The following is a 26,442-nucleotide window of genomic DNA, read 5'->3' as shown; positions in this document are numbered from 1 at the left end:
AAGCTGGCTCATCAGGTTGGCGTGTTCCGCCGTGCTGGTAGGGGCGCATTATAGGGAGCCGCGCCGCGATGACAAGGGCTTTTTGCAAAAATGCGTTCGTTTGCTGAAAAAGCAGGCTGAAGCCTCTAAAACAAGGGCTTCAGCCTGCTTTCACGCCGCTTTTTTGCTCAATTCTTCGCTTTGCGCCTGGATATAGTTGACCCAGCTGGTCGCCCGCTGCTGCCAGTTATCCTGTTGCTGCAGTTCACGGGCCAGCTCCAGCGCCTGGGCATACTGCTCTTTATTGAGGTGTGCCTGTACCAGCAGCGCCTTGGCGCGATTGCCTTGCTCACCTTTCACCGACTTGATGGCCACGAGCTGGGTCATGGCCGCATCGGTTCTGCCTTGTTGCAACAGCAGCTCGGCGGCGCGCATGGCCGCCTTGGGATGGGCATGTTCGCGGGCGAGCATCTGCCAGCTATCGACGGCCTTCGGCCACTCACGCGCACCTTCCCACAATTGAGCCAGCAATTGGCGATTGTCGGCGCTCTGTTTCATCTGTCCTTTCGCCATGGCCGTTTCCAGCAGACGGGCACCGCGATAGGGCAGTCCCTGCCAAGCATAAAGACGGATCAGCTGGTTGCGGGCGGCGGCATCATCCATCAACTTCCTGTCGATGGCGGTTTGCAGCAGCGCCAGCGCCTGATCGCCGCGCTTGGCGGAGAGGTTGAGCGACACCGCCTGCTGCCACCACTTGCTCTCTGTCGGCTCGTGGCGGATCAGCTCTGCGGCCTGATCGGCCGCCACACCGTAGCGCTGCAGCGCGGTGAGGGCCGAGAGACGGATGATCGCAGCCTGCTTCTGCCAACTCTTCTTCAACAGCTGTTCACTCTGGCTGGCCGCCTCACCGTACTGCTTGTTGTGGTAATAGAGGCCGGCCAGACGCAGGCGCAAGGCATCGTCAGCCTTGATGGCCAATGCGGCCTTGTAACTGGCGATGGCGCCGGCCCAGTTGGATTGCTGGGCCTGGATGTCACCGCGCAGCCGCAGCAGTTGCAGCTGTTGTTGCTCGGGCCACTCTTTATAAGCCAGCGCCTGCTCCACGTAGCGGCTCGCCTGCGCGGTCTGCTGCAGGTTGGCGGCCAGGGATGCCTGCAACTGAGCCAGCCAGGCACGCTCTGCCTCGCTATTTGGTTTGAGGCCGGATGCCTTGCTCTGGGCCTGTTGCCACTGGCCGGACTGATAGAGCTTCATCACTGGCTCCAGCTGGCGGGAGAAATGAGGGCTCACCTCCATCGCCAGACAGGCTTGGCTGACCAGGGCCAGCACACAGATCCAGATCCGCAACATAGTTATGACTCCAGTTTGAATTTGAGCGTGATGACTTGCACCAGCTTGTCGGTGGCGCCCGGTCTCGGCTGGTAGCGCCACTTGTTGATCGCCTGAATGGCCGCCCGCTCGAACTGACGCTTCGGCTTGGCCTCGACCACTTCCACATCCTGCACTCGGCCGTCGGCATCGACGCTGAAACGCAAGGTCACCGACCCTTCGATGCCGGCCTGCTGGGCCCGATAGGGATAGACAGGCTCGATCCGCTGCAGCGGCATCAACATGTCACCGGCGCCAATCCCGGCCCCCTGTTGCTGGCCATGGAAGTTGCCGCTCGCGACCGGGTTGGGGCTGGTCGCGACGCCAGGGGCATAGACCTGCACCGCACTGAGGCTGGAGACCAGATCCAGGCTCGGCTGCACCGAGGGCAGCGGGGCTGCCGCAGGCATAGGCAGCGGCGTCGAGGCCAGCGCGGCAGGCGGCTCCGGCAAGGGTTCCGGCTCCTGGGGTACCGGGCGCTCGCGCACCTGCACCTCGGTCACTTCGTTCTGCATGTTGATGACGATGGATTTCTGCTCGGCGCTCGCCTTCTCCCCTCTGGGCGGCTCCACCAGGGTGGCCATGAACAGCAGGATCCCCAGACTGAGGGCAATCCCCAGTCCCAGGCTCATCAGCTTGTATTTCATTTCGGTGCCACCGCCACGGCGATGTTGGCAATGCCTGCCGCCTTGGCTTCATCCATCACCCGCACCACCTTGCCGTGGGGTACCCGCTCGTCGGCCTGGATCACCAAACTGGCATCGGGCTGTTCCGCCAGCAGGCGGGCGACGCTGGCCTGCACCCGCTCCACGTCGATCTGCTTGCGGTCGAGGAAGATCTGCCCCTGGGCGCCGATCGCCAGCATGATGCTGGAGGACTTCTGCGCCTTGGCCTGGCTGGCCTGTGGCCTGTGCACCTCGAGCCCGGCTTCGCGCACAAAGGAGGTGGTGACAATAAAGAAGATCAGCATGATGAACACGATATCCAGCATGGGGGTCATGTCGATCTGCACTTCGTCACGCTGGCGTTTGGATTGCCGTCTCATTGCATTACCTTCTCTTCTCGCAGGCCGTCCCGGGTCTTGGCCAGCGCACGCTTGGCCTGGCTCTCGAGCCGGCTGAGTAACAACACGCCGGAGAGCGCGACCACCATGCCAGCCATGGTGGGTATGGTGGCGCGGGAGATCCCGCCCGCCATGCTCTCCGGGTTAAAGCGGTTGGCCGCGGCCAACGCATCGAATACGCCTATCATGCCGGTCACGGTACCCAGCAGCCCCAGCATGGGGCAGAGCACCACCAGGGTGCGGATGAAGATCAGATGACGGTTGAGCTCCAGCTCGGCCTCCGCCAGCCAGCGCCCGCGGATCGCCCGAGCGTGCCAGCTGTGGCGCTCACTACGGGCCTGCCAACGGCCAAGCAGCTGACGCTGCAGCGGGGCAAACCCCAGGTTGAGGTAGAGCAGCCGCTCGATCATCAGAATCCACATCAGCACCAGCAGGGCCAGAATGACCCAGAGCACAGGGCCGCCACGGCCCATGAAGCTCTGCAGCTGTTGCCAGATGTCGAGCATCATGCCGCCCGCTCCATCCCGTCACGGTTGCTTTCGGCCCGCTCGGCCAGAATGCCGGCCACCTGCTGCTCCAGCACGTTGGAGAGTTCGGTGAAGCGGGATTGCAGCAGGCTGTGGGCCAGGATCAGCGGAATGGCTGCCACCAGACCCTGTACCGTGGTGACCAGCGCCATGGAGATGCCGCCCGCCATGATCTTGGGATCGCCGGTGCCGAACTGGGTGATGGCCTGGAAGGTGCCGATCATCCCGGTCACGGTGCCGAGCAGGCCCAGCATGGGGGCGATGGCCGCGATCACCTTGACCATGCCGATGCCGCGCTCCATGCGAGGGGTCTCCTGCAGGATCGCCTCATCGAGACGCAGTTCGAGGGTCTCCATGCTCAGCTCGGGATGCTTGTCAGCCACCGTCAGCACCCGGCCGAGGGCGTTGTCGGCATGGTACTCGCCGCTCTTGAGCTGGCGACGAACCCGACCCAGCTCGCGGGAGAGGCTCCACAACCGTACCCCGGCGATCCCCAGGCCGATGGCGGCCAACAGCACGATAATGGCGCCGACCTGACCGCCCTGCTGGACTTGCTGCCAGAAGGTAGGGGCCTGCGCCAGCATCTCCAGCAGGGTGCCGTGGGAGGGATCCAGCGGCAGCGCTTCCCCCTCCTGGCCCTGATAGGCGGCCGCCGCGGAGAGCACGCTGCCGGGCAGACCCAGCACCGGGCTCAGGCCTTCGGCAGTGGGTTGCAGGAAGCCTTCACTACCCAGCAGGGCGAAGCTGCCGACCCGGGTCAGCGACTGCTCGCTGGCAGCCCCCTGGGCATCGAGCACCTTGCCGGTGAACTGGGCAACCCGGCCCGATTCACGGATCTCTTGCAGCAGGGTGGCGGGCAGCAGGGCGAGGGCGGCGCGATCCGGTACCTGCTTCTCCTGCGCCATGGCCTTGAGCGGGGCGAGGCGCTCGGGGTACTGGCCCTCGACGGCGGATTCGCTCAGCAGCTTGACCGCATCGCTGGCCCCCTGGCGGGTCACCGCGAAGATCTCGTTCATGTCGCCGGAGGCCTGCTCCCACTGGGCATTGAGCTCCACCAGCTGCTTTTCATTGGCCGCGAACTGACTGGCCAGCTCTTTGCTCAGGCGCTGGGCCTCGGCCAGTTTAGCACGGGCACTGTTCAGCTCCTTGGAGACAGACGCCAGATCCTGCTGGGCCTGCTGTTCACGGGCCTGCTCCTGCTGCTGCCAGGCTTCATCGGCAACGGCAGTGGTGGTGCCCAGAGAGAGGGCAATGGCGAGGGGGAACCACTTCATGGTGATGCTCATGACTGGGCCTCCTGACCACGGCTGACGGAAAGGGGGACATTCAACAACTGGGGGGCCTTCTTGTCGGCAGCCATCTCCAGCGCCTCGGCGATGGGAGAGAGCCACTGACTGTCGAGAGCCTGCCACTGCTTGCTCTGCGCAGACCAGCGCCACGCCTGGGAGCGATCGGCAGTCATCGCCAGCAGGGAGACCCGGCCCACCGCCAGCACGTCGACCCGGCGCGGTGCGCCGTCCAGCGTCAGCTCGGTAGAGTAGCTATCCAACCGACTGCCGTATTCGGCTTCGATCTGGTAGGCCTGCAGCAGCTGGTGGAACTTCTCCGCCTCACTCACGTCGGCTCGGGCCAGGGTCGCTTTCAACTGTTCAACCCGCGCCAGGCGGTCCTCCTTGCGCAGCGGCATGTCGTTTTGCACCAGCTGCTCCAGATCGGCCTGCATCTGCAGCATCAGCGGGATCAGGCCCTGCCGGGTCTCCTGTACCGCCTCCAGCTGCTGATTCAGTTTGCCCAGCTCATTTTGCTGATCGGCCACCAGAGACTGCATGTAGCGGTTGTAGGCTTCCAGATCACGCAGTTGCAGCTGGGCATTTTGCAGCTCCAGCCGGGCGGCAACGGCCGCATCGGCGGCTTTTTCCACGCGCTGCTGGGAGGCTTTCCCGGCGGCGATGCTGTTTTTCAGTGCCGGTGCGACCAGCTCGTCGGCGCCAGCAGCAAAGTGGACTGACAGTGGCAACAAGGTCAAACCCCAAAACTTATTCATGATATAAATCTTAACAATGATAACTATTCTCATTGTCTCAAAGAGTAGGGGCAGTGGCAATCAGATGATTTTGTTGGCCTTCGGCCGAAAAAACAGGATAATTTTTAAGCAAGCACGGGAGTCACTGGCGTTGGTTCTCACCACACCAAATTAATAAATAAAAAATATCTTTTCGATCAATGTGATAGAGATCGAAAAAGGAGAAGTTCATGTTCAACGATGCGATCTGGGAACACATCGATCGGTTCACCAAGGCCAAGAAGACCAGCGACATCCAGCAGCAGCTGGAGCGCTTCAGTCATCAGATGGGCTTTGATTACTTCCGTTTGCTGATTATTTTCCCCATCAGCATGCAGAAATCCCATGTGGCGTTGTTCAACAACTGCCCCACCAGCTGGTTCGATGCCTATTCAGAGCGGCACTATCTGACTCAGGACCCGGTCGTCTTCCTGGGGCTGAAGCAGACCCAGCCCATCTTCTGGAACAAGCTCGACTGCGACTCTCCCTGGCTGCCCAGCGCCAGCCGGGAGGTGATGAACCTGGCCGCCGACTTCGGGGTGAGAAACGGTGTCTCCTTCCCGCTGCACACGCCGCAGGGGGAACACGGCATCCTCTCCTTCATCAGCAAGGAGAAATCCAATTCCGATCTGATGTTTGAAAACGTTCCCTTGCTGTCGTTTTGCGCCAGCTACATCTTCAACTCGGCACTGCAGCTGATAAAGAGCAGGCCGGATCTGATGAAGTACCTGACCGAGCTGTCGGATCGGGAGAAGGAGTGCCTGTTCTGGGCCAGCGAGGGCAAGACCTCCTGGGAGATCGCCACCATCCTCGGCATCAGCGAGCGGACCGTGAACTTCCACCTCAATCAGGTCACCAACAAGACCGACTCGAAGAACCGCAACCAGGCGATCGCCAAGAGCATCTCCAGCGGCATCATAGTGCCCTCGCTGGACGACGTGACCATCACCAACCTGCGACTGTCATAACGGCCACCGAGCCAGACAAACAAAAAGAGCCGCAATGCGGCTCTTTTTCATTTCCGGCGACGGCTTATTCCACGGTCACGGATTTTGCCAGGTTGCGCGGCTGATCCACGTCGGTGCCCTTGATGAGGGCAACGTGGTAGGAGAGCAGCTGCAGCGGCACGGTATAGACGATCGGCGCGATCATCTCTTCCACGTGGTTCAGGCTCATCACCCGCATGGTCTCGTCGCTCTTGAAGCCGGCATCGGCATCGGCGAACACGTAGAGGATACCCCCACGGGCGCGCACCTCTTCCACGTTGGACTTGAGCTTCTCCAGCAGATCGTTGTTCGGCGCCACGACGATGATGGGCATCTCGGCATCGATCAGCGCCAGCGGGCCGTGCTTGAGCTCACCAGCGGCATAGGCCTCGGCGTGGATGTAGGAGATCTCTTTGAGCTTCAGTGCCCCTTCCATGGCGATGGGGTACTGGCTGCCACGGCCGAGGAACAGGCTGTGGTGCTTGTCGGCAAATTCTTCGGCCAGGGCTTCGATATCCTTGGCCAGCGCCAAGCTCTCTTTAATACGCAGCGGTAGGGCTTGCAGCGCCTTGACCAGTTCGGCCTCGGCGGCGGCACTCAAGTTGCCACGGCAGTGACCGACCGAGGCCACCAGCATCAGCAGACCGGCCAGCTGGGTGGTGAACGCCTTGGTGGAGGCCACTCCGATTTCTGCCCCGGCGCGGGTCATGAAAGCCAGATCCGATTCACGCACCAGGGAAGAGCCCGGCACGTTGCAGATGGCCAGCGAGCTCATGTAGCCGGACTCCTTGGCCAGCCGCAGAGCAGCCAGGGTGTCGGCAGTCTCGCCGCTCTGGGAGAGGGTCACCAGCAGGCTGTTGGGGCGCACCACCGACTTGCGGTAGCGGAACTCGGAGGCGATCTCCACGTCGCAGGAGACGCCGGCGATCTCTTCAAACCAGTAGCGCGCCACCATGCCTGAGTTGTAGGAGGTGCCGCAGGCGACGATCTGGACATGCTCGACCTTGTCGAAGATGGCGCGGGCGCCGTTGCCGAACGACTCAACCACCACGTGATCCGAACCCAGACGACCTTCCAGGGTATTGGTGATGGCCTTGGGCTGCTCGTAGATCTCCTTGAGCATGTAGTGACGGTATTCACCCTTGTCACCGGCATCGTGGGAGAGCTCGGATTCCAGCTCCTCGCGCACCACGGCCTCGCCGTGGGTATCGAAGATGTGTACGTCGCGGCGGGTCACTTCGGCCACGTCACCCTCTTCCAGGAAGATGAAGCGACGGGTCACCGGCAGCAATGCCATCTGGTCGGAGGCGATGAAGTTCTCGCCGATACCGCGACCGATCACCAGCGGGGAGCCGGAGCGGGCCACCACCACGCGGCTGTCATCACGGCTGTCCATCACCACTGTACCGTAGGCGCCGCGCAGCTGCTTCACCGCGACCTGCATGGCCGCCAGCAGGCTGGGGGCGGATTTCAGCTCGTGGTGCACCAGGTGGGCGATCACCTCGGTATCGGTGTCGGAGCTGAATACATAGCCCAGCGCCTTGAGCTCTTCACGCAACTCTTCGTGATTTTCGATGATGCCGTTGTGCACCACCACGATATGCTCGGAGACGTGGGGGTGAGCGTTGCGCTCGGACGGCTCGCCATGGGTAGCCCAGCGGGTGTGGGCAATGCCGGTACCACCGTGGACGGACTGCTCTTCCAGCGCCTTGGCCAGCTCGGCCACCTTGCCCAGCCGACGCACCCGCTGCAGCGGCTGGTTGGCGCTGAACACGGCCACACCGGCCGAATCGTAGCCACGGTATTCCAGACGGCGCAGGCCCTCTACCAGGATTTCAGCCACATCACGTTGGGCGACGGCCCCGACGATGCCACACATACACTTCTCCTTGAGACGTAAGACGTTAATTCGGTTGGATATTGGTTTGTTCAGGTCAAACGGCCACGGGGGCGCAAATCAGCTGGATCCCCCTGGCCTGGATCTGTTCTCTGGCCGCACTGGCCAGCCCCTCGTCGGTCACCAGGGTATGGATGCCAGACCAGGGCAGTTCGAGATTGGGGATCTTGCGGCCGATCTTCTCCGACTCCACCATGACGATGACCTCCCGCGACACTTCGGCCATGACCCGGGAGAGGCCCACCAGCTCGTTGAAGGTGGTGGTACCGCGTTCCGGGTCGATGCCGTCGGCGCCGATGAACAGCTGGTCGAAGTCATAGGAGCGCAGCACCTGCTCGGCCACCTGCCCCTGAAAGGATTCGGAGTGGGGATCCCAGGTGCCGCCGGTCATCAGCAGGGTGGGTTCGTTTTCCAGTTCGCGCAGGGCGCCGGCCACGTTGAGGGAGTTGGTCATCACGATGAGGCCGCGCTTGTTGCCCAGCATGGGGATCATGGCGCTGGTGGTACTGCCACTGTCGATGATGACGCGATTGTGATCACGGATCCGTTCGGCGGCGGCGCGGGCGATCGCCAGCTTTCGTTTCGAAACTTGCTCGGGATTGCTCTCCACCACCATCTCGGAGGGCAGGGGAACGGCACCGCCGTAACGGCGCAGCAGCAGGCCACCGGTCTCCAGTACCGCCAGATCTTTGCGGATGGTCACTTCGGAGGTGGCGAAGTGTTTGGCCAGGGCATCGACGCTCACTTCACCCTGCTCCTGCACCAGGCTCACTATGGTGTGACGGCGCTGCTGAGTATTACGTTTGGTCATCTTTAAGTTTCGATTCGAAAGAATGGCGAAATATTAATACCTTTTTTGAAAAAATCAAACGGCAAATAGGATCCGATTTGGTTCGATGCCAGAATGGGGCTGCTGATTTGCGACGAGGATGCCATGCAAAAACGAACCATCTGGCTGGTGGAAGATGAAGCCAGCATCGCCGACACCCTGATTTACGCGCTGCAGACCGACGGTTTCGAGGTGGAGTGGTTTTCCCTCGGCCAGCCGCTGCTGGCACGACTGGAACAGACGCGCCCCGACTTTCTGATCCTGGATGTGGGGCTGCCGGACATCAGCGGTTTCGAGTTGTGCAAGCAGGTTCGGGCGCTGTGCGATACCCCGCTGATGTTTCTCACCGCCCGCAGCGAAGAGATAGACAGGCTGATCGGACTGGAGATCGGCGCCGACGACTATGTGGCCAAGCCCTTCTCGCCACGGGAGGTGTGCGCCCGGGTGCGGGTCATCCTGCGCCGCAGCCAGCCGGCCACGCCCCCACCGAGCCAGTTGCTGGCGCTGGACGAGGAGCGGGCCCGCATCAGCTTTCACGGCCAGCCGCTGGCGCTCACCCGTTACGAATACCTGCTGCTCAAGACCCTGATGCAGGCGCCGGGCCGGGTCTACTCCCGCCAGCAGCTGATGGATCTGGTGTGGAGCGGGGCGGAGGAGAGCCTGGATCGCACCGTGGACACCCACATCAAGACCATCCGCGCCAAGCTGCGGGAGCGGGATCCCCACGCCAACCTGATCCTGACCCATCGTGGGCTGGGCTACAGCCTGGAGCTGGCATGAACAGAGGGTGGTTTGGCACCGGCCGGAGGACGCCATGAGGATCGGGCTGCAACTGCTGTGCGGGCTGGTGCTGATCTTCGCGCTGGCCGCCTGGTTCGTGCTGGAGATCTTCGTCGAGGAGATCAAACCCGGGGTGCGCAGCGCCACCGAAGATACTCTGGTGGACATGGCCCAGATGCTGGCACCGCTGGCGCTGGATGACCTGCAGGAAGGCAAGATGGCGGATGGCCGGCTGGCCAGCGCCTTCGCCCGCCTCAACCAGAGCCCCATCAACGCCCTGATCGACGGCCACCTCAAACAGCAGGCGGAGTACCGCATCTATGTGGTCGATCGATGGGGCAAGGTGGTGTACGACTCGGACGGGGTGGATCTGGGCAAGGACTATTCACGCTGGAACGATGTCTATCGCACCCTGCGCGGCGAATACGGCGCCCGCAGCACCCGCAGCGACCCCGACGATCCCGCCAGTTCGGTGATGCACGTGGCCGCGCCGCTGCGGGAGGGGGACGACATCCTCGGCTCCCTCACCGTCGCCAAGCCCAACCGCACCCTGCTGCCCATGATAGAGCGCAGCGAACACCAGTTGCTGCAGGGGGCGGCCCTGCTGCTGTTCATCTCGCTGCTGATCGGCGCCCTGCTGGTGTGGTGGCTCAACCGCGCCATCGGCAAGCTGGTGCACTACGCCGATGCGGTCAGCCAGGGTCAGCCCGCCAGCCTGCCACGCCTCTACAGCCCGGAACTGGATCGGCTCGGCCGCTCCCTGGAAACCATGCGTCGCCAGCTGGACGGCAAGGCCTACATCGAAGCCTATGTACACAGCCTGACCCACGAGCTCAAGAGCCCGCTGGCCGCCATTCGCGGGGCAGGGGAAATACTGGCCGAGGCGCCGCCACCCGAGGTGGCTACCCGTTTTATCGGCAACATCAATCTGGAGACAGCCCGCATGCAGCAGCTGATCGAGCGCATGCTGCAGCTGGCCAAACTGGAGTCGGGGCAGGGGCTGGACAGACAGGCCGTCGAGCCGGCCAGGCTGGGCAGACGGGTGCTCGATGCCCGCCAGATCCTGGCCCAGCGCCGCCAGGTGACCCTGCACGCAGAATTGGGGGAGGCCCAGAAACAGAAGTGGGACTCGCTGCTGGTGGAACAAGCACTCGGCAACCTGCTGGACAACGCCCTCGACTTCTCTCCCATCGGCGGCACCCTGGCGCTGAGCGGGGCCATGGAGGAGGGGGGTTACTGCTTCCGGGTGCGGGATCAGGGGCCCGGCATTCCGGACTACGCCCTGCCACGCATCTTCGAGCGCTTCTATTCGCTGCCCAGACCCGACAAGGGCAAGAGCAGCGGCCTCGGGCTCAGCTTCGCCACCGAGGTGGCGCGCCAGCACGGTGGCCGGCTGACCCTCGCCAACCAGCCTGACGGCGGAGTACTGGCCGAGCTCTGGTTGCCGGCGGGCTGACACTTCACACTGGCCACATAAAGCGGCGCTATGCTGATGTTTTCCCAGCGAACTCAATGTGCTCAAGGAGACCCCATGTCCCGCCTTCTGTTATCCGGCCTGCTCGGCGCAGGCCTGCTGTTCTCACTGCCGGCCAGCGCCGCCACCGGCTGCTTTCTCTATGCCGACGGCAACGGCCAGACCCTCTCCAGCGAAGGGGATTGCTCAAGCCAGCTACCACCCGCGTCCACCTTCAAGATCCCGCTGGCGCTGATGGGCTACGACAGCGGCTTTCTGGTGGACGAAGAGCACCCGGCACTGCCTTTCAAGCCGGGTTACGACGACTGGCTGCCCGCCTGGCGGGAAACAACCACCCCGCGCCGCTGGGAAACCTACTCGGTGGTCTGGTTCTCCCAGCAGATCACCGAATGGCTGGGGATGGAGCGCTTCCAGCAGTACGTCGACCGTTTTGACTACGGCAACCGGGATCTCTCCGGCAATCCTGGCAAGCACGACGGCCTGACCCAGGCCTGGCTCAGTTCCAGCCTCGCCATCAGTCCACAAGAGCAGGCCCGCTTCCTCGGCAAGATGGTGAGCGGCAAGCTGCCGGTGTCGGCGCAGACCCTGCAGTACACCGCCAACATCCTCAAGGTGAGCGAAATCGACGGCTGGCAGATCCACGGCAAGACCGGCATGGGCTACCCGAAGAAGCTGGATGGCAGCCTCAACCGGGAGCAGCAGATCGGCTGGTTCGTCGGCTGGGCCAGCAAGCCGGGCAAGCAGCTCATCTTCGTCCATACCGTGGTGCAGAAACCCGGCAAGCAGTTCGCCTCGCTCAAGGCCAAGGAAGAGGTGCTGGCCGCCCTGCCTGCCAAACTGAAAACCCTGTGATACCCAGACCGGCGCAAGGCGCCGGTTTTTTTATCCCCCTTCACCCCCGCTTCACACAGCCCCATCTCCCCTTCACCCACGACCGCCACACTCGGCTCCATCAACAAGGAGACGTGTCATGGTCAAACAGATATTCAGCCACAAGATCTTTCTGCTGCTGTTGCTCAGCCTGCTGCTGATGGTGCCGGTGCAATCCATCATGGAGCTGAACCGGGAGCGCCAGGCCTATCGCAGCCAGGCCATCCACAGCATCATGGCCAGCAGCAGCGGTCCGCAGCGACTGCTGGGGCCGGTCGTGGTGCAGCCTTATACCCGCACCGTCACGGTGGAGCAGGATGGCAAGCGCTTCGAGCGCAAGCTGCAGCTCTATCGCTACCTGCTGCCAGAACAGCTGGATGTGCAGGCCAGCATGGAGGTGACCCCGCGCAAGCTCGGCATCTACCAGGCCCAGGTCTATCACACCCGGCTCTCCCTCTCCGGGCGACTGCCTGCCGAACTGAACGGTAAAACCCTGATCAGCGGTGAGCCGGATCTGACCGTCGATGGCGCGGATCCCGCCCTGGTGTCAGGCAAACCCTATCTGAGTCTGGTGCTGTCCGATGCCCGCGGCATCAACCGGGTGCCTGAGCTGCAACTGGGGGAACAGCGCATCCCGTTCGCTCCCGGCGCCCTGCTGGGTGACGGGCTGGCCGGTATCCATGCACCGCTTGCCACCCTGCCGGGAGCAGACGGTGCCTTTCATATCGAGCTGGATCTGCAGGGGATGAACCAGCTGGAAGTGGTACCGCTCGGCCAGGACAGCAGGCTCAACCTCGCCAGCAACTGGCCCCACCCCAACTTCATCGGTGACTTTCTGCCGGGCAGCCGCACCCTCACTGCCAGCGGTTTCGAGGCCAGCTGGCAGAGCAGCTGGTTCGCCACCGACATGGAGAGCCGTTTCAACCGGATGATGAAGGGTGCCAGCGGCGATCTGCCCGCCTTCAGCGTCAGCCTGGTGCAGCCGGTGGATCACTACCAGCAGAACGAGCGGGCCGCCAAGTATGCGCTGCTGTTCATCGGCCTCACCTTCCTCAGCTTCTTCATGTTCGAGCTGCTCAAGGGGCTGCGGGTGCACCCGATCCAGTACGCGCTGGTGGGCATGGGGCTGGCCATCTTCTATCTGGTGCTGCTGGCCCTGACCGAGCACCTCGGCTTTGCCTGGGCCTATCTGATTGCCGCCCTGGCCAGCGTGGCCCTCAACGGCTTCTACCTCAGCCATGTGCTGGACGGCCCCAAACAGGGGCTCGGCTTCGCGGCGCTGCTCGGGCTGGTCTACGCCATCCTGTTCGGCTTGCTGCAGGCCGAGGAGATAGCCCTGCTGCTCGGCGCCCTGCTGCTGTTCGCCATCCTGGCGCTGGTCATGGTGCTGACCCGCAAGCTGGACTGGTATCGGGTGATGGGAAGTGCCCCCACGCCCCCCACCAGCGGGCAGGAGAACTGAAATGCAAACCGGCGCCATCAGGCGCCGGTTTGCATTTCATTGATCGGGCATCACTTCTTCTTGACCGGGCGAGCCCAGTTCTGGATGTGACGCTGGGGTACCCGGGTGATCACCAGCTCGTTCTCGGCCACATCCTTGGTGATGGTGGAACCGGCCCCCAGGGTCGCCCCCTTGCCGATGCGCACCGGCGCCACCAGCTGGGTATCGGAGCCGACGAAGACGTCATCCTCGATGATGGTCTGGAACTTGTTCACCCCGTCGTAGTTGCAGGTGATGGTACCGGCCCCGATGTTCACCTTGGCACCCACTTCGGCATCCCCCAGATAGGTCAGATGACCGCACTTGGAGCCAACTCCCAGCCGGGCCTTCTTCATCTCGACGAAGTTGCCGACGTGGGCATCCTGCTCCAGCACGGCGCCCGGGCGCAGCCGGGTAAAGGGACCGACCGAGCACTGATCGGCGATCTGTGCCCCTTCGATGACGGAGTAGGGTTTCACCTCGGTGTGGTCGCCGATCACGCAATCCTTCAGCACACTGCCGGCCCCGATGCGGACGTGGTTGCCCAGCACCACCTTGCCTTCGATGATGACGTTGACGTCGATCACCACCTCTTCCCCGATTTCCAGGGTGCCGCGCAGATCGAAGCGAGCCGGGTCGATCAGGGTGGCGCCGGCGATCATCAGCCGCTCGGCCTGCATTTTCTGGTAACTGCGCTCGAGCTGGGCCAGCTGTACCCGGTTGTTGGCCCCTTCCACTTCCATGGCGTCGTCCGGGTGGACTGCGGCGATGGGGCAGTTGTCGGCATGGGCCATGGCGATCACGTCAGTCAGATAGAACTCGCCCTGGGCATTCTTGTTGTCCAGACGCGACAGCCAGCTGCGCAGCTGGCCACCGTTGGCCACCAGCACGCCGGTGTTCACTTCGCGGATCGCCAGCTGCTCGGCATTGGCATCCTTCTGCTCGACGATGCCGACCACCTGGCCGTTGCTGCGCACGATGCGGCCATAGCCGGTCGGGTTGTCCAGCACCACGGTCAGCAGTGCCATGCCGTCGTCGGCCTTGGCGGCCAGCAGCCGCTGCAGGGTTTCCGGCTGGATCAGCGGGGTGTCGCCGTACAGCACCAGCACGTCGTCTTCGTCCTGCCAGAACGGGATGGCCTGGGCGACGGCGTGGCCGGTACCCAGTTGCTGGGCCTGCAGCACCCAGTTCAGATCGGATGCCTGGATCCGCTCCTTCAGCAGTTCGGCACCGTGGCCATACACCAGATGCAGCTGCTCGGCACCGACCTTGCGGGCAGTCTCGATCACATGGGAAACCATCGGCTTGTTGGCGACCGGGTGCAGCACCTTGGGCAGGGAGGAGCGCATACGGGTACCTTTACCCGCAGCCAGGATCACGACGTTGAGAGACATAATTCGACCTTTGGAACATGAAGAAATACTCGGCGGAGTCTATCCAACGAGTAAAAAAAAAGCGACCCGCAGGTCGCTTTTTACCTCACCGTTATTAACGGTAATTCTTTTTGACGATATCGATGACCCGCAGTTGAGCCATCGCCTTGGCCAGCTCGGTGGCGGCCTGGGCGTAGTCGATATCACCATGGGAGCTGTGGATCCGCTCTTCCGCCGCGCGTTTGGCTTCCTGGGCTTTCGCCTCATCCAAATCGTCGGCACGAATCGCGGTGTCCGCCAGCACGGTCACGGCTTCGGGTTGTACTTCCAGCATACCGCCGGAGATGTACAGCACCTCTTCAGTTCCATTCTGCTTCACCAAGCGGACCAGGCCCGGCTTGATGGCAGTCAGCAACGGAGCATGACCGTGGCGGAGACCCAGCTCACCTTCGGAGCCTGATACCTGAGCGGACTGCACGCGACCGGAAAACAGTTTTCCTTCAGCGCTCACCACGTCCAGGTGAAAGGAGATCATCTCTGCCATGGGCCCTCCTATCGAGGCTTACAGTTTCTTGGCTTTCTCGACAACTTCGTCGATGCTGCCAACCATGTAAAACGCCTGCTCCGGCAGATCGTCGTACTCGCCTTTCAGGATGCCCTGGAAACCACGGATGGTCTCTTTCAGCGGCACGTATTTGCCCGGGGAACCGGTAAACACTTCTGCCACGAAGAACGGCTGGGACAGGAAACGCTCGATCTTACGGGCACGGGCTACGGTCAGTTTGTCTTCTTCTGACAGTTCATCCATACCCAGGATGGCGATGATGTCCTTCAGCTCTTTGTAGCGCTGCAGCACGGTCTGAACGCCACGAGCAGTCTCGTAGTGCTCCTTGCCAACCACCAGCGGATCCAGCTGACGGGAGGTGGAGTCCAGCGGGTCAACGGCCGGGTAGATACCCAGTGCCGCGATCTGACGTGACAGTACGACGGTCGCATCCAGGTGGGCGAAGGTGGTCGCCGGAGACGGGTCGGTCAAGTCATCCGCAGGCACGTAAACGGCCTGTACGGAGGTGATGGAACCAGTCTTGGTGGAGGTGATACGTTCCTGCAGAACACCCATCTCCTCGGCCAGGGTCGGCTGGTAGCCTACTGCGGAAGGCATACGGCCCAGCAGTGCGGATACTTCAGTACCGGCCAGGGTGTAACGGTAGATGTTGTCCACGAAGAACAGCACGTCACGACCTTCGTCACGGAACTTCTCGGCCATAGTAAGGCCGGTCAGCGCCACGCGCAGACGGTTTCCGGGCGGCTCGTTCATCTGACCGTAAACCAGAGATACTTTGTCCAGTACGTTGGACTCCATCATCTCGTGGTAGAAGTCGTTACCCTCACGGGTACGCTCACCTACACCGGCGAACACGGAGTAACCGCTGTGTTCGATCGCGATGTTACGGATCAGCTCCATCATATTGACGGTCTTGCCTACACCGGCACCACCGAACAGACCAACCTTACCACCCTTGGCGAACGGGCATACCAGGTCGATAACCTTGATGCCGGTCTCCAGCAGGTCGTTGCTGTTGGACTGATCTTCGTAGCTGGGAGCCGCGCGGTGGATGGACCAACGCTCTTCTTCACCGATCGGACCTTTTTCGTCGATCGGATCGCCCAGTACGTTCATGATCCGACCCAGAGTCGATACACCGACCGGCACCTGGATGGATTTACCGCTATTCACTACTTCCAACCCACGACGCAGACCGTCGGAGGAGCCCATGGTGATGCAACGAACGACGCCGCCACCGATCTGTTGCTGAACTTCCAGCACCAGACCCTGGCCTTGACCTTCGCTGACAACCTTCAGTGCATCGTACACCTGGGGCACGGCATCTTGCGGGAACTCGATGTCCACCACAGCGCCGATGATTTGGACGATGAAACCGTTACTCATGTCAAATCCTCTAAACCTTTGATAACCCTTGCCTTACACCGCAGCAGCACCGGATACGATCTCTGTCAGTTCCTGGGTAATACTGGCCTGACGGGCCTTGTTGTATACCAGTTGCAGATCGTTAATCAGGTTACCGGCGTTGTCAGTCGCGGCTTGCATGGCAACCATTCGGGCTGCCTGTTCACTTGCCAAGTTTTCCACTACCCCCTGGTAGACCTGGGATTCGACGTAGCGAATCAGCAGGGTATCCAGCAGTTGCTTGGGATCCGGCTCATAGAGGTAATCCCAGTGGTGTTTCTTGGCGAGCTTGCTGTCTTCAGTTACGGGCAAAGGCAGCAGTTGATCGACTCGTGGTTGCTGAACCATGGTGTTGACGAACTTGTTGTACACCAGGTACAGCCTGTCAATCTCACCGTTGTCGTAAGCCTTCAGCATGACCTTGACTGAACCAATCAGGTCATTGACGCTCGGGTTATCGCCCAGTCCTGCGACATGAGCTTTCACCTTGGCGCCGTGCCGTTCAAAGAAGTTGGAGGCCTTGTTGCCGATCAGAGCCAGGTCAACCTTGGCTCCTTTCGCGCTCCATTGCTTCATATCATTGAGGGCAGCCTTGAACAGGTTGATGTTCAAACCGCCACACAGGCCACGGTCGGTGGAGACGACGATGTAACCCACTCGCTTGACCTCACGTTCGATGAGGTAGGGGTGCTTGTATTCCAAGTTCCCCTGAGCGATATGGCCGATCACCTTGCGCATGGTTTCAGCGTACGGACGGCTGGCAGACATGCGATCTTGCGCACGGCGCATCTTGCTTGCTGCCACCATTTCCATAGCGCCGGTGATCTTCTGAGTGTTTTTCACACTCCCGATCTTGTTACGTATCTCTTTTGCGCCGGCCATCTCTTACTCTCCATCAGGTGGCAGCTCGCGCTGCCACACACGCTTACCAGGTCTGGGTTGCCTTGAAGTCATCCAGCAACGCAGTCAGCTTGCCAACGATCGCGTCGTTGTAGTCGGCCTTGGCATTGATTTCAGCCATCAGCTCAGCATGCTGGGTATTGGCGTAAGAGAGCAGAGCGGCTTCGAAGTCGACGATCTTGTTCAGCTCGACATCGGAGAGATAGCCTTTTTCCGCGGCGAACAGCACCAGAGACTGGTGAGCCACGCTCAGCGGAGAGTACTGTTTCTGCTTCATCAGCTCGGTCACTTTCTGACCGTGGTCCAGCTGCTTGCGGGTTGCGTCGTCCAGATCGGAAGAGAACTGGGCGAACGCCGCCAGTTCGCGATACTGGGCCAGCGCGGTACGGATACCACCGGACAGCTTCTTGACGATCTTGGTCTGAGCGGCACCGCCCACACGGGATACGGAGATACCCGGGTCAACCGCCGGACGAATACCGGAGTTGAACAGCTGTGAGGTCAGGAAGATCTGACCATCGGTGATGGAGATCACGTTGGTCGGTACGAATGCAGATACGTCACCCGCCTGGGTTTCGATGATCGGCAGCGCGGTCAGGGAACCAGTCTGGCCTTTCACGGCACCATTGGTGAACTTCTCTACGTACTCGGCGTTGACGCGAGCAGCACGCTCCAGCAGACGGGAGTGCAGATAGAAAACGTCACCCGGGTAGGCTTCACGTCCTGGCGGACGGCGCAGCAGCAGGGAGATCTGGCGATAAGCTACGGCCTGCTTGGACAGGTCATCATAGATGATCAGCGCGTCTTCACCGCGGTCACGGAAGTACTCACCCATGGAGCAGCCGGCATACGGAGCCAGGTACTGCAGAGCGGCAGCTTCGGAAGCAGAGGCAACCACCACGATGGTATTGGCCAGAGCGCCGTGCTCTTCCAGCTTGCGAACCACGTTGGCGATGGTGGAGGCCTTCTGGCCAATCGCAACGTAGACACACTTAATGCCGGAGTCTTTCTGGTTGATGATGGTGTCGATCGCGATGGCGGTCTTACCAACCTGACGGTCACCGATGATCAGCTCACGCTGGCCACGACCGATAGGGATCATGGCATCGATGGCTTTCAGACCGGTCTGGACCGGCTGGTCAACAGACTTACGCTCGATAACGCCCGGTGCAATCACTTCGATCGGCGAGAAGCCATCGTTGTCGATTGGACCTTTACCATCGATCGGCTGACCCAGGGTGTTCAACACCCGGCCCAACAGACCACGACCGACCGGCACTTCCAGAATGCGGCCAGTCCCTTTTACTTTCATTCCTTCTGACAGACCGTCATAGGAACCCATGATCACCGCACCGACGGAGTCACGCTCCAGGTTCAATGCCAGAGCGTAGCGGTTGCCCGGCAGCTCGATCATCTCACCTTGCATGGCATCGGCCAGGCCGTGAATACGAATGATGCCGTCGCTCACAGAGACGATGGTACCTTCGTTACGCGCTTCGCTCTTGATATCAAACTGCGCAATGCGCTGCTTGATCAGCTCGGCGATTTCAGTGGAATTCAGTTGCATGCTCTAATACCCCAATCAAGATTGCAGCGCGTCAGCCATGCGATCCAGCTTACCGCGGACTGTACCGTCGATAACCAGATCACCGGCCTTGATGAGCACCCCGGCCATCAAGGACGCATCCATGCTGCAATTCAGCTTCACTTTGCGCGCGAGACGTTGTTCCAGAGAAGCCTGAATATTGGCTTTCTGCTGGTCGGTCAGTTCGATCGCCGAAATCACGTCAGCCTGAACTTCTTTATCCAGTTCAGCCTTGAACGCGACGAATTCAGCAACGACCGCCGGCAGCACACCCAAGCGACCATTCTCAGCCATCACCCGGATCAGGTTCTGACCATGCTCGTCGAGTTGCTCACCGCAGATACCGACAAAGATACTTGCCAGTTCTTCAGCAGCCACAGAGCCGTTTACCAGATTGTGGATGGTCTCGTTCTCCGCTACTTGTGCAGCGAAGCCGAGCATCCCCAGCCACTGGTCAACCGCCTTGTGCTCAACGGCAAACTCGAAAGCAGCCTTGGCGTAGGGGCGAGCGATTGTAGTCAGTTCAGACATAGCCCCGTTCCCGTTACAGTTCTGCTACCAGTTTGTCGACGATGTCGCTGTTGGCAGCCTGGTCGATTTGACGCGCCAGGATCTTCTCTGCACCAGCAATGGCAAGAGCAGCAACCTGCTTACGCAGTTCTTCTTTGGCACGATGACGTTCAGCTTCGATCTCGGCACGGCCCTGAGCCAGGATTTTTTCCCGCTCAGAGTGGGCACCGGCAGCAGCCTCATCAATGATCTGGGCTTTACGTTTGTTAGCCTGTTCAATGATTTCTGCAGCCTGGAGCTTGGCTTCTTTCAGCTGATCGGTGGCGTTGGCCTTGGCCAAATCCAGATCTTTCTTGGCACGCTCCGCGGAAGAGAGACCGTCAGCAATGGCTTTCTGACGGGCTTCGATGGCTGCCATCAGCGGCGGCCATACGTACTTCATGCAAAACACTACGAAGATGAAAAAAGCAATTGCTTGGCCGAGGAGGGTGGCGTTGATATTCACAGCCTATGTCCTCTTAGTTAGTTAATGGGTTATGTCCGGGAGTCGTTGAGACTTAGCCAGCAACCGCAAACATCACGTACAGACCCAGACCAACGGCGATCATCGGGATCGCATCCACCAGACCCATCACGATGAAGAACTGGGTACGCAGAACAGGGATCAGGTCAGGTTGACGAGCAGCGCCTTCCAGGAACTTGCCACCCAGGATACCGATACCGATGGACGCGCCGATAGCCGCCAGACCCATCATCATTGCAGCAGCGATGTACAGCAGGTCCATGTTCAAGTTTTCCATGAGGATCTCCATTTATTTAGATGTAATTGATTGTATAAAAAGGATTATTTGAGTTGCATCAACCATGGTCTTCTTGTGCCATCGACAGATAGACGATGGTCAGCACCATGAAGATAAACGCCTGCAAAGTGATGATCAGGATGTGGAAAATTGCCCAAGGCACGGACAGGATCCACTGTGACCACCAGGGTAGCAAACCCGCAATCAGGATAAAGATCAGTTCGCCAGCATACATGTTGCCGAACAGTCGAAGACCCAGAGAAACAGGTTTGGAAATCAGCGTAACAGTTTCCAGGATGAGGTTAACCGGGATGGCCGCCGGGTGGTTGAAAGGCTGAAGCGTCAGCTCCTTCACGAACCCGCCGATACCCTTGACCTTGATGCTGTAGTACAGGATCAAGAAGAACACGCCCAAAGCCATGGACATGGTGATGTTAACGTCAGCAGAGGGAACCACACGCAGATAGGGAACACCCATCAACTGTGCAGCGTGGGGGATAAAGTCAACGGGGATCAGATCCATCAGGTTCATCAGGAAGATCCACACGAACACTGTCAGGCCCAAAGGTGCGATGACCTTGTTACGACCGTGAAAGATGTCCTTGACGTTACCACTCACAAACTCGACCAGCATCTCCACAAAGCACTGCAGTTTGCCGGGCACACCGCTGGTAGCCTTGACGGCGACACGGCGGAACGACCAGATAAACAGAGCGCCTAGCAAGACGGAAAATATCATGGAATCGATATTCACCGTCCAGAACCCAGACCCGACTTGCAGATGGGTCAGATGGTGGGAGATATATCCCTGAGGAGTCAGGACTTCTCCGGTTGCAGACATGAGTTTTCCTAATAGTGGTTGTTAAGCGTGAATGAGACTATCCACTGTACAACGAGGGCGAGGATATAAGTGGCGAAGAACGAGACGGTATCGACCTCGATCCCGGCGCCAAACATCAGGGCGAAAAGTCCTGTTGTAGTAATGAGCTTAATCCCTGCCCCACCATAAAAGTCCCGCAGAACCAGGCCCACACTCTCCTTCGTCACCTTGCGGCGCAGAACCCAGAGCGTGAACAGGGCTTGAGGAACCCAGTACATGCCCCCCCCTAAGAGGGAGGAGCGTCCGGCAAACGCACCGGTCTGGTAAAACCAGACGGTACTGATCGCCAGGATCAGGACGAGCTGACAAACGAGCATAGCCAAGGCCAGCGTTAAACCTTCCAAGGCTATTTTCTGCTTCACCAACCTACCCCTGAACATTACAGAACTGTAAAAAATCGGGATCCGAAGACCCCGCGTTTACAGCCCAAAAAGCCGGTCAAATTATACCCTTGAAGACAGCTATTGCAACATGGCAAAAATCCTTAATTTTTGCGGCTTTCCGCACAGAATTAAGGTTATGTTCATATCAAAAGGAATGGATGTTTTATTACTACAAAAAGCGTAAAAATCACGTTTCTGACAGGCCAAAATAGCCCAATACCCGGTCCAAATCAGCCAAGTTCTCGTAACTTATTACTAACTTACCGCTATCCTGTTTTCCCGGCTGAAGTTGTACCTGATTGCCAATTTTTTCTGAAATCTGGCGCTCGAGATAACCAAACTGGGGATCACGGACGGGATCGACCTTGGCTTTTGCCGGTTCCAGCGCTTTTTGCACCAGCTTCTCGGTATCTCGCACTGTCAGCCCCTTCTGGGCCACCAGTTTCGCCAGTTCGGACTGGGCCTGGCCGCTCAGTGCCAGCAGGGCGCGGGCATGACCCATGTCGAGGTCGCCGTGCTCGACGAAGCGCTTCACGTCGTCGTTGAGCTGATTGAGGCGCAGCAGGTTGGTGACCGTGGTGCGGGACTTGCCCACCGCCTCGGCCACCTGCTGGTGGGTCAGTTCGAATTCGGTCAGCAGCCGCTGCAGGGCGACCGCCTCTTCGATGGCATTGAGATCCTCGCGCTGGATGTTCTCAATCAGCGCGATGGCGACGGCCGCCTCGTCAGGCACGTCCTTGACCAAGCAGGGCACCACCTCGAGGCGGGCCAGCTGGGACGCACGCCAGCGCCGCTCACCGGCGATGATTTCGAAGGAGTGCTCGCCGAGCGGACGCACCACGATGGGCTGGATCACCCCCTGGGCACGGATGGAGTTGGCCAGATCTTCCAGCGCATCCTGCGACATATCCTTGCGCGGCTGGTACTTGCCGGATTGCAGCCACTCCACCGGCAGCTTGCGCAGCTCGCCCTGGTTGGTCGGGGCCATGGCCTGCTCAGTGCGCTGGTCGCTCATCACCTGTTTCTGGCGCGCGGCCGTGCTGGTGCTGAGCAGAGCGTCCAGCCCCTTGCCCAGCCCACGTTTTTTCGGCGTCATATGCTCTCTCGGTCTGCGATGGTCACCTGACGTTCCTGCTCCTGACGGCGCAGGATCTCGCCAGCCAGAGCCAGATAGGCCTTGGCGCCCACCGATGATTTGTCATAGTGCATGGCCGGCGCACCGAAGCTCGGCGCCTCAGCCAGTCTTACGTTGCGGGGAATGATGGTGCGATAGACCTTGTCCCCGAAGTGCTGTTTAAGCTGATCGGACACATCATTGGCCAGCCGGTTGCGGTGATCGAACATGGTGCGCAGCACCCCCTCGATCTTCAGCTCAGGATTGACCACGGCTGCCAGCTTGCTGATGGTGTCGACCAGGGCGGTGAGCCCTTCCAGCGCATAGTATTCGCACTGCATGGGCACCAGCACGGAGTCGGCGGCGGCCATGGCGTTGACGGTCAGCATGTTGAGAGAAGGCGGGCAGTCGATGAAGACGTAGTCGTATTTGTCCCGTACCGAGGCCAGCGCATTGCGCAGGCGGATCTCGCGGGCGAAGAATTCCATCAGCCGGATTTCGGCTGCGGTCACGTCGGCGTTGGCGGCGATCAGGTGATAGCCCCCGGAGGTTTCGGGGATGATCACCTCGCCGATAGGGGCGTCCTCGATCAGCAGCTCATAGGCGGTGCGCTCGACGTCGTACTTGTCGACACCGCTGCCCATGGTGGCATTGCCCTGCGGATCCAGATCGATCACCAGCACCTTGCGGCGGGTAGCGGCCATGGAGGCGGCCAAGTTCACACAGGTGGTGGTTTTACCCACTCCACCCTTCTGGTTGGCTATGGCGATGACTTTTCCCACACTGTCCCCTAAATGAAACTGCGACCCTATTCGGGCTGGATATGTTTGAATTCCAGCAGATGACGTTCGCCTTCCAGCTCCGGTACCACCAGTTGATGGGAGGCGACCAGATGGATGTTGGCGGGCAACTGGGCCAGCTCCTGCTCGGGGAATTGTCCCTTGAGCGCCAGGAAGCTGCCCTGGGCCGACGGCAGATGGTGACACCAGTTCAGCATGTCTTCCAGCGAGGCAAATGCCCGGCTCAGCACGCCGTCAAATCCGACCTCGGGCTGATACTCCTCGACCCTGGATTTGACCGGCGTCACGTTGGTCAAGCCCAGCTCCAGGATCACCTGGCGGATGAAGTTGATCCGCTTGCCCAGGCTGTCCAGCAGCACGAATTGCTTGTCCGGGTTGATGATCGCCAGCGGCAGGCCGGGCAGGCCCGGGCCGGTGCCCACATCGATGAAGCGCTCACCGTGCAGGTGCTGGCTCACCACCAGGCTGTCGAGGATATGCTTGACCAGCATGGCGTCCGGATCTCGTACCGAGGTGAGATTGTAAGCCTTGTTCCACTTGTGCAGCAACTCGACAAGCTGAACCAACTGGGTCTTTTGGGTATCGGTGATAACAATTCCGGCCTGCATGAGCAGGCCGTTCAATCTTTCCAGCATGTTTTGCAACGGTAGGATCCTCAGGCGGTTTTACGCAGCAGGCCGTGTTTTTTCAGATGAACCAGCAGGATGGAGATGGCCGCCGGGGTGATGCCGGAGATGCGGGACGCCTGACCTATGGTCTGCGGCTTGGCATCGTTGAGCTTGGCGATCACCTCGTTGGAGAGGCCGTTGACGTCGCGGTAGTTCATGTCCAGCGGCAACAGGGTGTTCTCGTTGCGCAGCTGCTTCTCCACTTCGTCGTGCTGGCGCTCGATGTAGCCGGCGTACTTGATCTGGATCTCCACCTGATCGGCGGCGGCCGTATCGGGCAGGGCCGGACCGACCCCCTCGATGGCCATCAGAGCCTCATAGGTCACCTCGGGGCGACGAAGCAGCTCTTCCAGACTCTGCTCGCGGGTCAATGGGGTGTTGACCAGGGCATTGACCGCCTCCAGCGACGGATGCTGCGGGTGGATCCAGGTCGAGCGCATGCGCTGACGCTCCTGCTCCACCAGCTCCATCTTGGCGTTGAACTTGCCCCAGCGCTCGTCGTCCACCAGACCCAGTTCACGACCGATGCCGGTCAGACGCAGGTCGGCGTTGTCTTCGCGCAGCAGCAGGCGATATTCGGCGCGGCTGGTGAACATGCGGTAGGGCTCGCGAGTCCCCAGGGTAGAGAGATCGTCCATCATCACGCCGATGTAGGCCTGATCCCGGCGCGGATGCCAAGCATCTTTCTCCTGCGCCCGCAGACCGGCGTTCAGGCCGGCCAGCAGACCCTGGGCGGCGGCCTCTTCATAGCCGGTGGTGCCATTGATCTGGCCGGCGAAGAACAGGTTTGGAATGCACTTGCTCTCCATGTTGGCCTTGAGATCCCGCGGATCGAAGAAGTCATATTCGATGGCGTAGCCGGGACGGGTGATGTGGGCATTCTCGAAGCCGCGCACGGAACGGACGATCTGCACCTGCACGTCGAACGGCAGGCTGGTGGAGATCCCGTTCGGGTAGAGTTCGTGGGTGGTCAGGCCTTCCGGCTCGACGAAGATCTGGTGCGCCGTCTTGTCGGCAAAGCGGGTGATCTTGTCCTCGATCGACGGGCAGTAACGCGGCCCAATCCCCTCGATCACCCCGGCGTACATGGGGCTGCGATCCAGGTTGTTGCGGATCACCTCGTGGGTACGCTCGTTGGTATGGGTAACGTAGCAGGGCACCTGACGCGGGTGCTGGCTGGCGTCGCCGATGAAAGAGAAGACCGGGCGCGGATCGTCGCCGTACTGGGCCTGCATCACCGATAAATCGACGCTGCGGGCATCGATGCGCGGCGGTGTGCCGGTCTTGAGACGATCGATGCGCAGCGGCAGTTCACGCAGGCGCTGGGCGAGGGCGATCGAGGGAGGATCCCCGGCGCGGCCGCCCTTGTAGTTCTCCATCCCGATGTGGATCAGGCCGTTCAGGAAGGTGCCGACGGTCAGTACTACCGTCTTGCCACTGATACGGATCCCGCTCTGGGTGACCACGCCGGCAACCCGATCCCCGTCCATGATCAGATCGTCACAGGCCTGCTGGAAGATCTTCAGGTTGGGGTAGTTCTCCAGCATCTGGCGTACGACGGCCTTGTACAACAGGCGATCCGCCTGGGCACGGGTGGCGCGCACTGCCGGTCCTTTGGAGGAGTTGAGGGTGCGGAACTGGATCCCGCCAAGATCGATGGCGCGCGCCATGATCCCGCCGAGGGCATCTACTTCCTTGACCAGGTGTCCCTTGCCGATCCCGCCGATCGCCGGATTACAGGACATGTGTCCCAGCGTATCGATATTGTGGGTCAGCAACAGGGTATTCAGCCCCATCCGGGCTGCCGCTGTTGCTGCTTCGGTTCCTGCATGACCGCCGCCAACGACGATCACATCAAATTGTTCATGGTATTGCATTGGGGATCACCTTGATCTGCACGCCTGAAGATCTTTATTTGCCTGGGCTGAAGGGCGGAACATTCTATCTGTTTCACGCCCTGAGGGGAACGTCTACTTAGCGTTCAGTATGGAGGGAGGATCCACTAAATAGATCTTAAGGATCTTTAGATCGATCTTTTATTGGATCTTTTATTAGGATCCGCCACTTCTGTTGATAAGCACTTTTTGATCATAAAGATCATCGTGTTAAAGACGATCCCAGGTTGTGGAAAAGCTTGGATCCTGG

General features: G+C 60.5%; 27 protein-coding genes. 5 read left to right on the top strand and 22 right to left on the bottom strand.

Features of this window, described 5'->3' with window-relative positions; translation table 11 throughout:
* Positions 1 to 150: 150 nt before the first annotated feature.
* From OKC29_RS16250 to OKC29_RS16225, 6 genes are read right to left on the bottom strand one after another with little or no spacing between them, the layout of a single operon-like run.
* Positions 151 to 1,329, bottom strand: a complete 1,179-nt coding sequence (locus OKC29_RS16250; protein ID WP_162275559.1) for a hypothetical protein — start codon at positions 1,327 to 1,329, stop codon at positions 151 to 153.
* A 2-nt stretch (positions 1,330 to 1,331) separates the two neighbouring features.
* The gene (locus OKC29_RS16245; RefSeq protein WP_017766612.1) at positions 1,332 to 1,994 is read right to left on the bottom strand and encodes an energy transducer TonB; all 663 of its coding nucleotides are present in this window, start codon (positions 1,992 to 1,994) and stop codon (positions 1,332 to 1,334) included.
* Entirely contained in the window at positions 1,991 to 2,392 is a 402-nt protein-coding gene (locus tag OKC29_RS16240) for an ExbD/TolR family protein (protein ID WP_011707897.1), read from the bottom strand. Before OKC29_RS16240 ends, OKC29_RS16245 begins: the two co-directional genes overlap by 4 nt.
* The gene (locus OKC29_RS16235) at positions 2,389 to 2,919 is read right to left on the bottom strand and encodes a MotA/TolQ/ExbB proton channel family protein (RefSeq protein WP_005307253.1); all 531 of its coding nucleotides are present in this window, start codon (positions 2,917 to 2,919) and stop codon (positions 2,389 to 2,391) included. Before OKC29_RS16235 ends, OKC29_RS16240 begins: the two co-directional genes overlap by 4 nt.
* Positions 2,916 to 4,223: a MotA/TolQ/ExbB proton channel family protein gene (locus tag OKC29_RS16230; RefSeq protein WP_073348561.1), complete on the bottom strand. Its 1,308-nt coding sequence runs from the start codon at positions 4,221 to 4,223 to the stop codon at positions 2,916 to 2,918. Before OKC29_RS16230 ends, OKC29_RS16235 begins: the two co-directional genes overlap by 4 nt.
* Positions 4,220 to 4,981, bottom strand: coding sequence for a DUF3450 domain-containing protein (locus tag OKC29_RS16225; protein WP_162275558.1), 762 nt, complete (start codon positions 4,979 to 4,981; stop codon positions 4,220 to 4,222). Before OKC29_RS16225 ends, OKC29_RS16230 begins: the two co-directional genes overlap by 4 nt.
* A 209-nt stretch (positions 4,982 to 5,190) precedes the next feature.
* Between OKC29_RS16225 and OKC29_RS16220 the strand changes: the two genes are divergently transcribed.
* Positions 5,191 to 5,967 carry a helix-turn-helix transcriptional regulator gene (locus OKC29_RS16220; RefSeq protein WP_016352388.1) on the top strand — a complete coding sequence of 259 codons (777 nt, stop codon included), beginning with the start codon at positions 5,191 to 5,193 and terminating at the stop codon, positions 5,965 to 5,967.
* A gap of 64 nt (positions 5,968 to 6,031) precedes the next feature.
* Here the strand turns inward: OKC29_RS16220 and glmS are convergent, their stop codons facing one another.
* The gene (gene glmS / locus OKC29_RS16215; protein WP_017410462.1) at positions 6,032 to 7,864 is read right to left on the bottom strand and encodes a glutamine--fructose-6-phosphate transaminase (isomerizing); all 1,833 of its coding nucleotides are present in this window, start codon (positions 7,862 to 7,864) and stop codon (positions 6,032 to 6,034) included.
* Positions 7,865 to 7,919: 55 nt separating this feature from the next.
* On the bottom strand, positions 7,920 to 8,693 hold the full coding sequence (locus tag OKC29_RS16210) for a DeoR/GlpR family DNA-binding transcription regulator (protein ID WP_017410463.1): 774 nt from the start codon (positions 8,691 to 8,693) through the stop codon (positions 7,920 to 7,922).
* A gap of 123 nt (positions 8,694 to 8,816) precedes the next feature.
* Here OKC29_RS16210 and blrA point away from each other — a divergent pair, with 123 nt between their 5' ends.
* The 4 genes from blrA (at position 8,817) to creD (ending at position 13,297) form a co-directional block, all read left to right on the top strand.
* Positions 8,817 to 9,491, top strand: coding sequence for a beta-lactam response regulator transcription factor BlrA (blrA, locus tag OKC29_RS16205; RefSeq protein WP_016352391.1), 675 nt, complete (start codon positions 8,817 to 8,819; stop codon positions 9,489 to 9,491).
* A gap of 34 nt (positions 9,492 to 9,525) precedes the next feature.
* Complete coding sequence (gene blrB, locus OKC29_RS16200; RefSeq protein ID WP_029302491.1) at positions 9,526 to 10,947, top strand: beta-lactam sensor histidine kinase BlrB; 1,422 nt, start codon at positions 9,526 to 9,528, stop codon at positions 10,945 to 10,947.
* A gap of 75 nt (positions 10,948 to 11,022) precedes the next feature.
* Positions 11,023 to 11,817 (top strand): OXA-12 family class D beta-lactamase, encoded by a 795-nt coding sequence (gene blaOXA, locus OKC29_RS16195; RefSeq protein WP_042066448.1) that lies wholly within the window; start codon positions 11,023 to 11,025, stop codon positions 11,815 to 11,817.
* A gap of 118 nt (positions 11,818 to 11,935) precedes the next feature.
* Complete coding sequence (gene creD, locus OKC29_RS16190) at positions 11,936 to 13,297, top strand: cell envelope integrity protein CreD (protein ID WP_073348560.1); 1,362 nt, start codon at positions 11,936 to 11,938, stop codon at positions 13,295 to 13,297.
* A 50-nt stretch (positions 13,298 to 13,347) separates the two neighbouring features.
* Here the strand turns inward: creD and glmU are convergent, their stop codons facing one another.
* The 14 genes from glmU to mnmG all read right to left on the bottom strand — a co-directional run bounded on the left by glmU (position 13,348) and on the right by mnmG (position 26,174).
* Positions 13,348 to 14,709 carry a bifunctional UDP-N-acetylglucosamine diphosphorylase/glucosamine-1-phosphate N-acetyltransferase GlmU gene (glmU, locus tag OKC29_RS16185; protein WP_073348559.1) on the bottom strand — a complete coding sequence of 454 codons (1,362 nt, stop codon included), beginning with the start codon at positions 14,707 to 14,709 and terminating at the stop codon, positions 13,348 to 13,350.
* Between the two features lie 94 nt (positions 14,710 to 14,803).
* On the bottom strand, positions 14,804 to 15,232 hold the full coding sequence (locus tag OKC29_RS16180) for a F0F1 ATP synthase subunit epsilon (protein ID WP_005307217.1): 429 nt from the start codon (positions 15,230 to 15,232) through the stop codon (positions 14,804 to 14,806).
* A gap of 18 nt (positions 15,233 to 15,250) precedes the next feature.
* Positions 15,251 to 16,639 (bottom strand): F0F1 ATP synthase subunit beta, encoded by a 1,389-nt coding sequence (gene atpD, locus OKC29_RS16175; protein ID WP_005307215.1) that lies wholly within the window; start codon positions 16,637 to 16,639, stop codon positions 15,251 to 15,253.
* A 33-nt stretch (positions 16,640 to 16,672) separates the two neighbouring features.
* On the bottom strand, positions 16,673 to 17,539 hold the full coding sequence (gene atpG / locus OKC29_RS16170) for a F0F1 ATP synthase subunit gamma (RefSeq protein ID WP_011707909.1): 867 nt from the start codon (positions 17,537 to 17,539) through the stop codon (positions 16,673 to 16,675).
* Positions 17,540 to 17,582: 43 nt separating this feature from the next.
* Positions 17,583 to 19,124: a F0F1 ATP synthase subunit alpha gene (gene atpA, locus OKC29_RS16165; RefSeq protein ID WP_011707910.1), complete on the bottom strand. Its 1,542-nt coding sequence runs from the start codon at positions 19,122 to 19,124 to the stop codon at positions 17,583 to 17,585.
* A gap of 15 nt (positions 19,125 to 19,139) precedes the next feature.
* Positions 19,140 to 19,673 carry a F0F1 ATP synthase subunit delta gene (atpH, locus tag OKC29_RS16160; RefSeq protein ID WP_011707911.1) on the bottom strand — a complete coding sequence of 178 codons (534 nt, stop codon included), beginning with the start codon at positions 19,671 to 19,673 and terminating at the stop codon, positions 19,140 to 19,142.
* Positions 19,674 to 19,686: 13 nt separating this feature from the next.
* Positions 19,687 to 20,157, bottom strand: a complete 471-nt coding sequence (atpF, locus tag OKC29_RS16155; protein ID WP_011707912.1) for a F0F1 ATP synthase subunit B — start codon at positions 20,155 to 20,157, stop codon at positions 19,687 to 19,689.
* Between the two features lie 52 nt (positions 20,158 to 20,209).
* Positions 20,210 to 20,452 (bottom strand): F0F1 ATP synthase subunit C, encoded by a 243-nt coding sequence (gene atpE / locus OKC29_RS16150; protein WP_005307205.1) that lies wholly within the window; start codon positions 20,450 to 20,452, stop codon positions 20,210 to 20,212.
* Between the two features lie 58 nt (positions 20,453 to 20,510).
* Entirely contained in the window at positions 20,511 to 21,293 is a 783-nt protein-coding gene (gene atpB, locus OKC29_RS16145; protein ID WP_011707913.1) for a F0F1 ATP synthase subunit A, read from the bottom strand.
* 8 nt (positions 21,294 to 21,301) lie between these two features.
* Positions 21,302 to 21,712 (bottom strand): ATP synthase subunit I, encoded by a 411-nt coding sequence (locus OKC29_RS16140; RefSeq protein WP_162275557.1) that lies wholly within the window; start codon positions 21,710 to 21,712, stop codon positions 21,302 to 21,304.
* 190 nt (positions 21,713 to 21,902) lie between these two features.
* A complete protein-coding gene (locus tag OKC29_RS16135; RefSeq protein WP_073348558.1) occupies positions 21,903 to 22,811 on the bottom strand; it encodes a ParB/RepB/Spo0J family partition protein in 909 nt (302 codons plus the stop codon).
* A complete protein-coding gene (locus tag OKC29_RS16130; RefSeq protein ID WP_011707916.1) occupies positions 22,808 to 23,611 on the bottom strand; it encodes a ParA family protein in 804 nt (267 codons plus the stop codon). The genes OKC29_RS16135 and OKC29_RS16130 overlap by 4 nt, the downstream gene beginning before the upstream one ends.
* Before the next feature lie 26 nt (positions 23,612 to 23,637).
* Positions 23,638 to 24,264, bottom strand: coding sequence for a 16S rRNA (guanine(527)-N(7))-methyltransferase RsmG (rsmG, locus tag OKC29_RS16125; RefSeq protein ID WP_024946269.1), 627 nt, complete (start codon positions 24,262 to 24,264; stop codon positions 23,638 to 23,640).
* Positions 24,265 to 24,284: 20 nt separating this feature from the next.
* A complete protein-coding gene (mnmG, locus tag OKC29_RS16120) occupies positions 24,285 to 26,174 on the bottom strand; it encodes a tRNA uridine-5-carboxymethylaminomethyl(34) synthesis enzyme MnmG (RefSeq protein WP_017410470.1) in 1,890 nt (629 codons plus the stop codon).
* Positions 26,175 to 26,442 lie beyond the last annotated feature (268 nt).

Source organism: Aeromonas sp. QDB34, assembly GCF_027705405.1.
GTDB lineage: Bacteria > Pseudomonadota > Gammaproteobacteria > Enterobacterales > Aeromonadaceae > Aeromonas > Aeromonas hydrophila.
This window is presented reverse-complemented; position numbering and strand designations above follow the sequence as displayed.

Bases quoted from the DNA above. Each gene is read 5' to 3' on its own strand.
- OKC29_RS16180 (WP_005307217.1), bottom strand. From the start codon at position 15,232: ATGGCAGAGATGATCTCCTTTCACCTGGACGTGGTGAGCGCTGAAGGA.
- atpE (WP_005307205.1), bottom strand. From the start codon at position 20,452: ATGGAAAACTTGAACATGGACCTGCTGTACATCGCTGCTGCAATGATG.
- atpH (WP_011707911.1), bottom strand. From the start codon at position 19,673: ATGTCTGAACTGACTACAATCGCTCGCCCCTACGCCAAGGCTGCTTTC.
- atpB (WP_011707913.1), bottom strand. From the start codon at position 21,293: ATGTCTGCAACCGGAGAAGTCCTGACTCCTCAGGGATATATCTCCCAC.
- blrB (WP_029302491.1), top strand. From the start codon at position 9,526: ATGAGGATCGGGCTGCAACTGCTGTGCGGGCTGGTGCTGATCTTCGCG.
- creD (WP_073348560.1), top strand. From the start codon at position 11,936: ATGGTCAAACAGATATTCAGCCACAAGATCTTTCTGCTGCTGTTGCTC.
- OKC29_RS16140 (WP_162275557.1), bottom strand. From the start codon at position 21,712: ATGTTCAGGGGTAGGTTGGTGAAGCAGAAAATAGCCTTGGAAGGTTTA.
- OKC29_RS16230 (WP_073348561.1), bottom strand. From the start codon at position 4,223: ATGAGCATCACCATGAAGTGGTTCCCCCTCGCCATTGCCCTCTCTCTG.
- mnmG (WP_017410470.1), bottom strand. From the start codon at position 26,174: ATGCAATACCATGAACAATTTGATGTGATCGTCGTTGGCGGCGGTCAT.
- atpD (WP_005307215.1), bottom strand. From the start codon at position 16,639: ATGAGTAACGGTTTCATCGTCCAAATCATCGGCGCTGTGGTGGACATC.
- glmS (WP_017410462.1), bottom strand. From the start codon at position 7,864: ATGTGTGGCATCGTCGGGGCCGTCGCCCAACGTGATGTGGCTGAAATC.
- rsmG (WP_024946269.1), bottom strand. From the start codon at position 24,264: ATGCTGGAAAGATTGAACGGCCTGCTCATGCAGGCCGGAATTGTTATC.
- atpG (WP_011707909.1), bottom strand. From the start codon at position 17,539: ATGGCCGGCGCAAAAGAGATACGTAACAAGATCGGGAGTGTGAAAAAC.
- glmU (WP_073348559.1), bottom strand. From the start codon at position 14,709: ATGTCTCTCAACGTCGTGATCCTGGCTGCGGGTAAAGGTACCCGTATG.
- OKC29_RS16220 (WP_016352388.1), top strand. From the start codon at position 5,191: ATGTTCAACGATGCGATCTGGGAACACATCGATCGGTTCACCAAGGCC.
- OKC29_RS16235 (WP_005307253.1), bottom strand. From the start codon at position 2,919: ATGATGCTCGACATCTGGCAACAGCTGCAGAGCTTCATGGGCCGTGGC.
- OKC29_RS16245 (WP_017766612.1), bottom strand. From the start codon at position 1,994: ATGAAATACAAGCTGATGAGCCTGGGACTGGGGATTGCCCTCAGTCTG.
- blaOXA (WP_042066448.1), top strand. From the start codon at position 11,023: ATGTCCCGCCTTCTGTTATCCGGCCTGCTCGGCGCAGGCCTGCTGTTC.
- OKC29_RS16250 (WP_162275559.1), bottom strand. From the start codon at position 1,329: ATGTTGCGGATCTGGATCTGTGTGCTGGCCCTGGTCAGCCAAGCCTGT.
- OKC29_RS16225 (WP_162275558.1), bottom strand. From the start codon at position 4,981: ATGAATAAGTTTTGGGGTTTGACCTTGTTGCCACTGTCAGTCCACTTT.
- blrA (WP_016352391.1), top strand. From the start codon at position 8,817: ATGCAAAAACGAACCATCTGGCTGGTGGAAGATGAAGCCAGCATCGCC.
- OKC29_RS16240 (WP_011707897.1), bottom strand. From the start codon at position 2,392: ATGAGACGGCAATCCAAACGCCAGCGTGACGAAGTGCAGATCGACATG.
- atpA (WP_011707910.1), bottom strand. From the start codon at position 19,124: ATGCAACTGAATTCCACTGAAATCGCCGAGCTGATCAAGCAGCGCATT.
- OKC29_RS16210 (WP_017410463.1), bottom strand. From the start codon at position 8,693: ATGACCAAACGTAATACTCAGCAGCGCCGTCACACCATAGTGAGCCTG.
- OKC29_RS16135 (WP_073348558.1), bottom strand. From the start codon at position 22,811: ATGACGCCGAAAAAACGTGGGCTGGGCAAGGGGCTGGACGCTCTGCTC.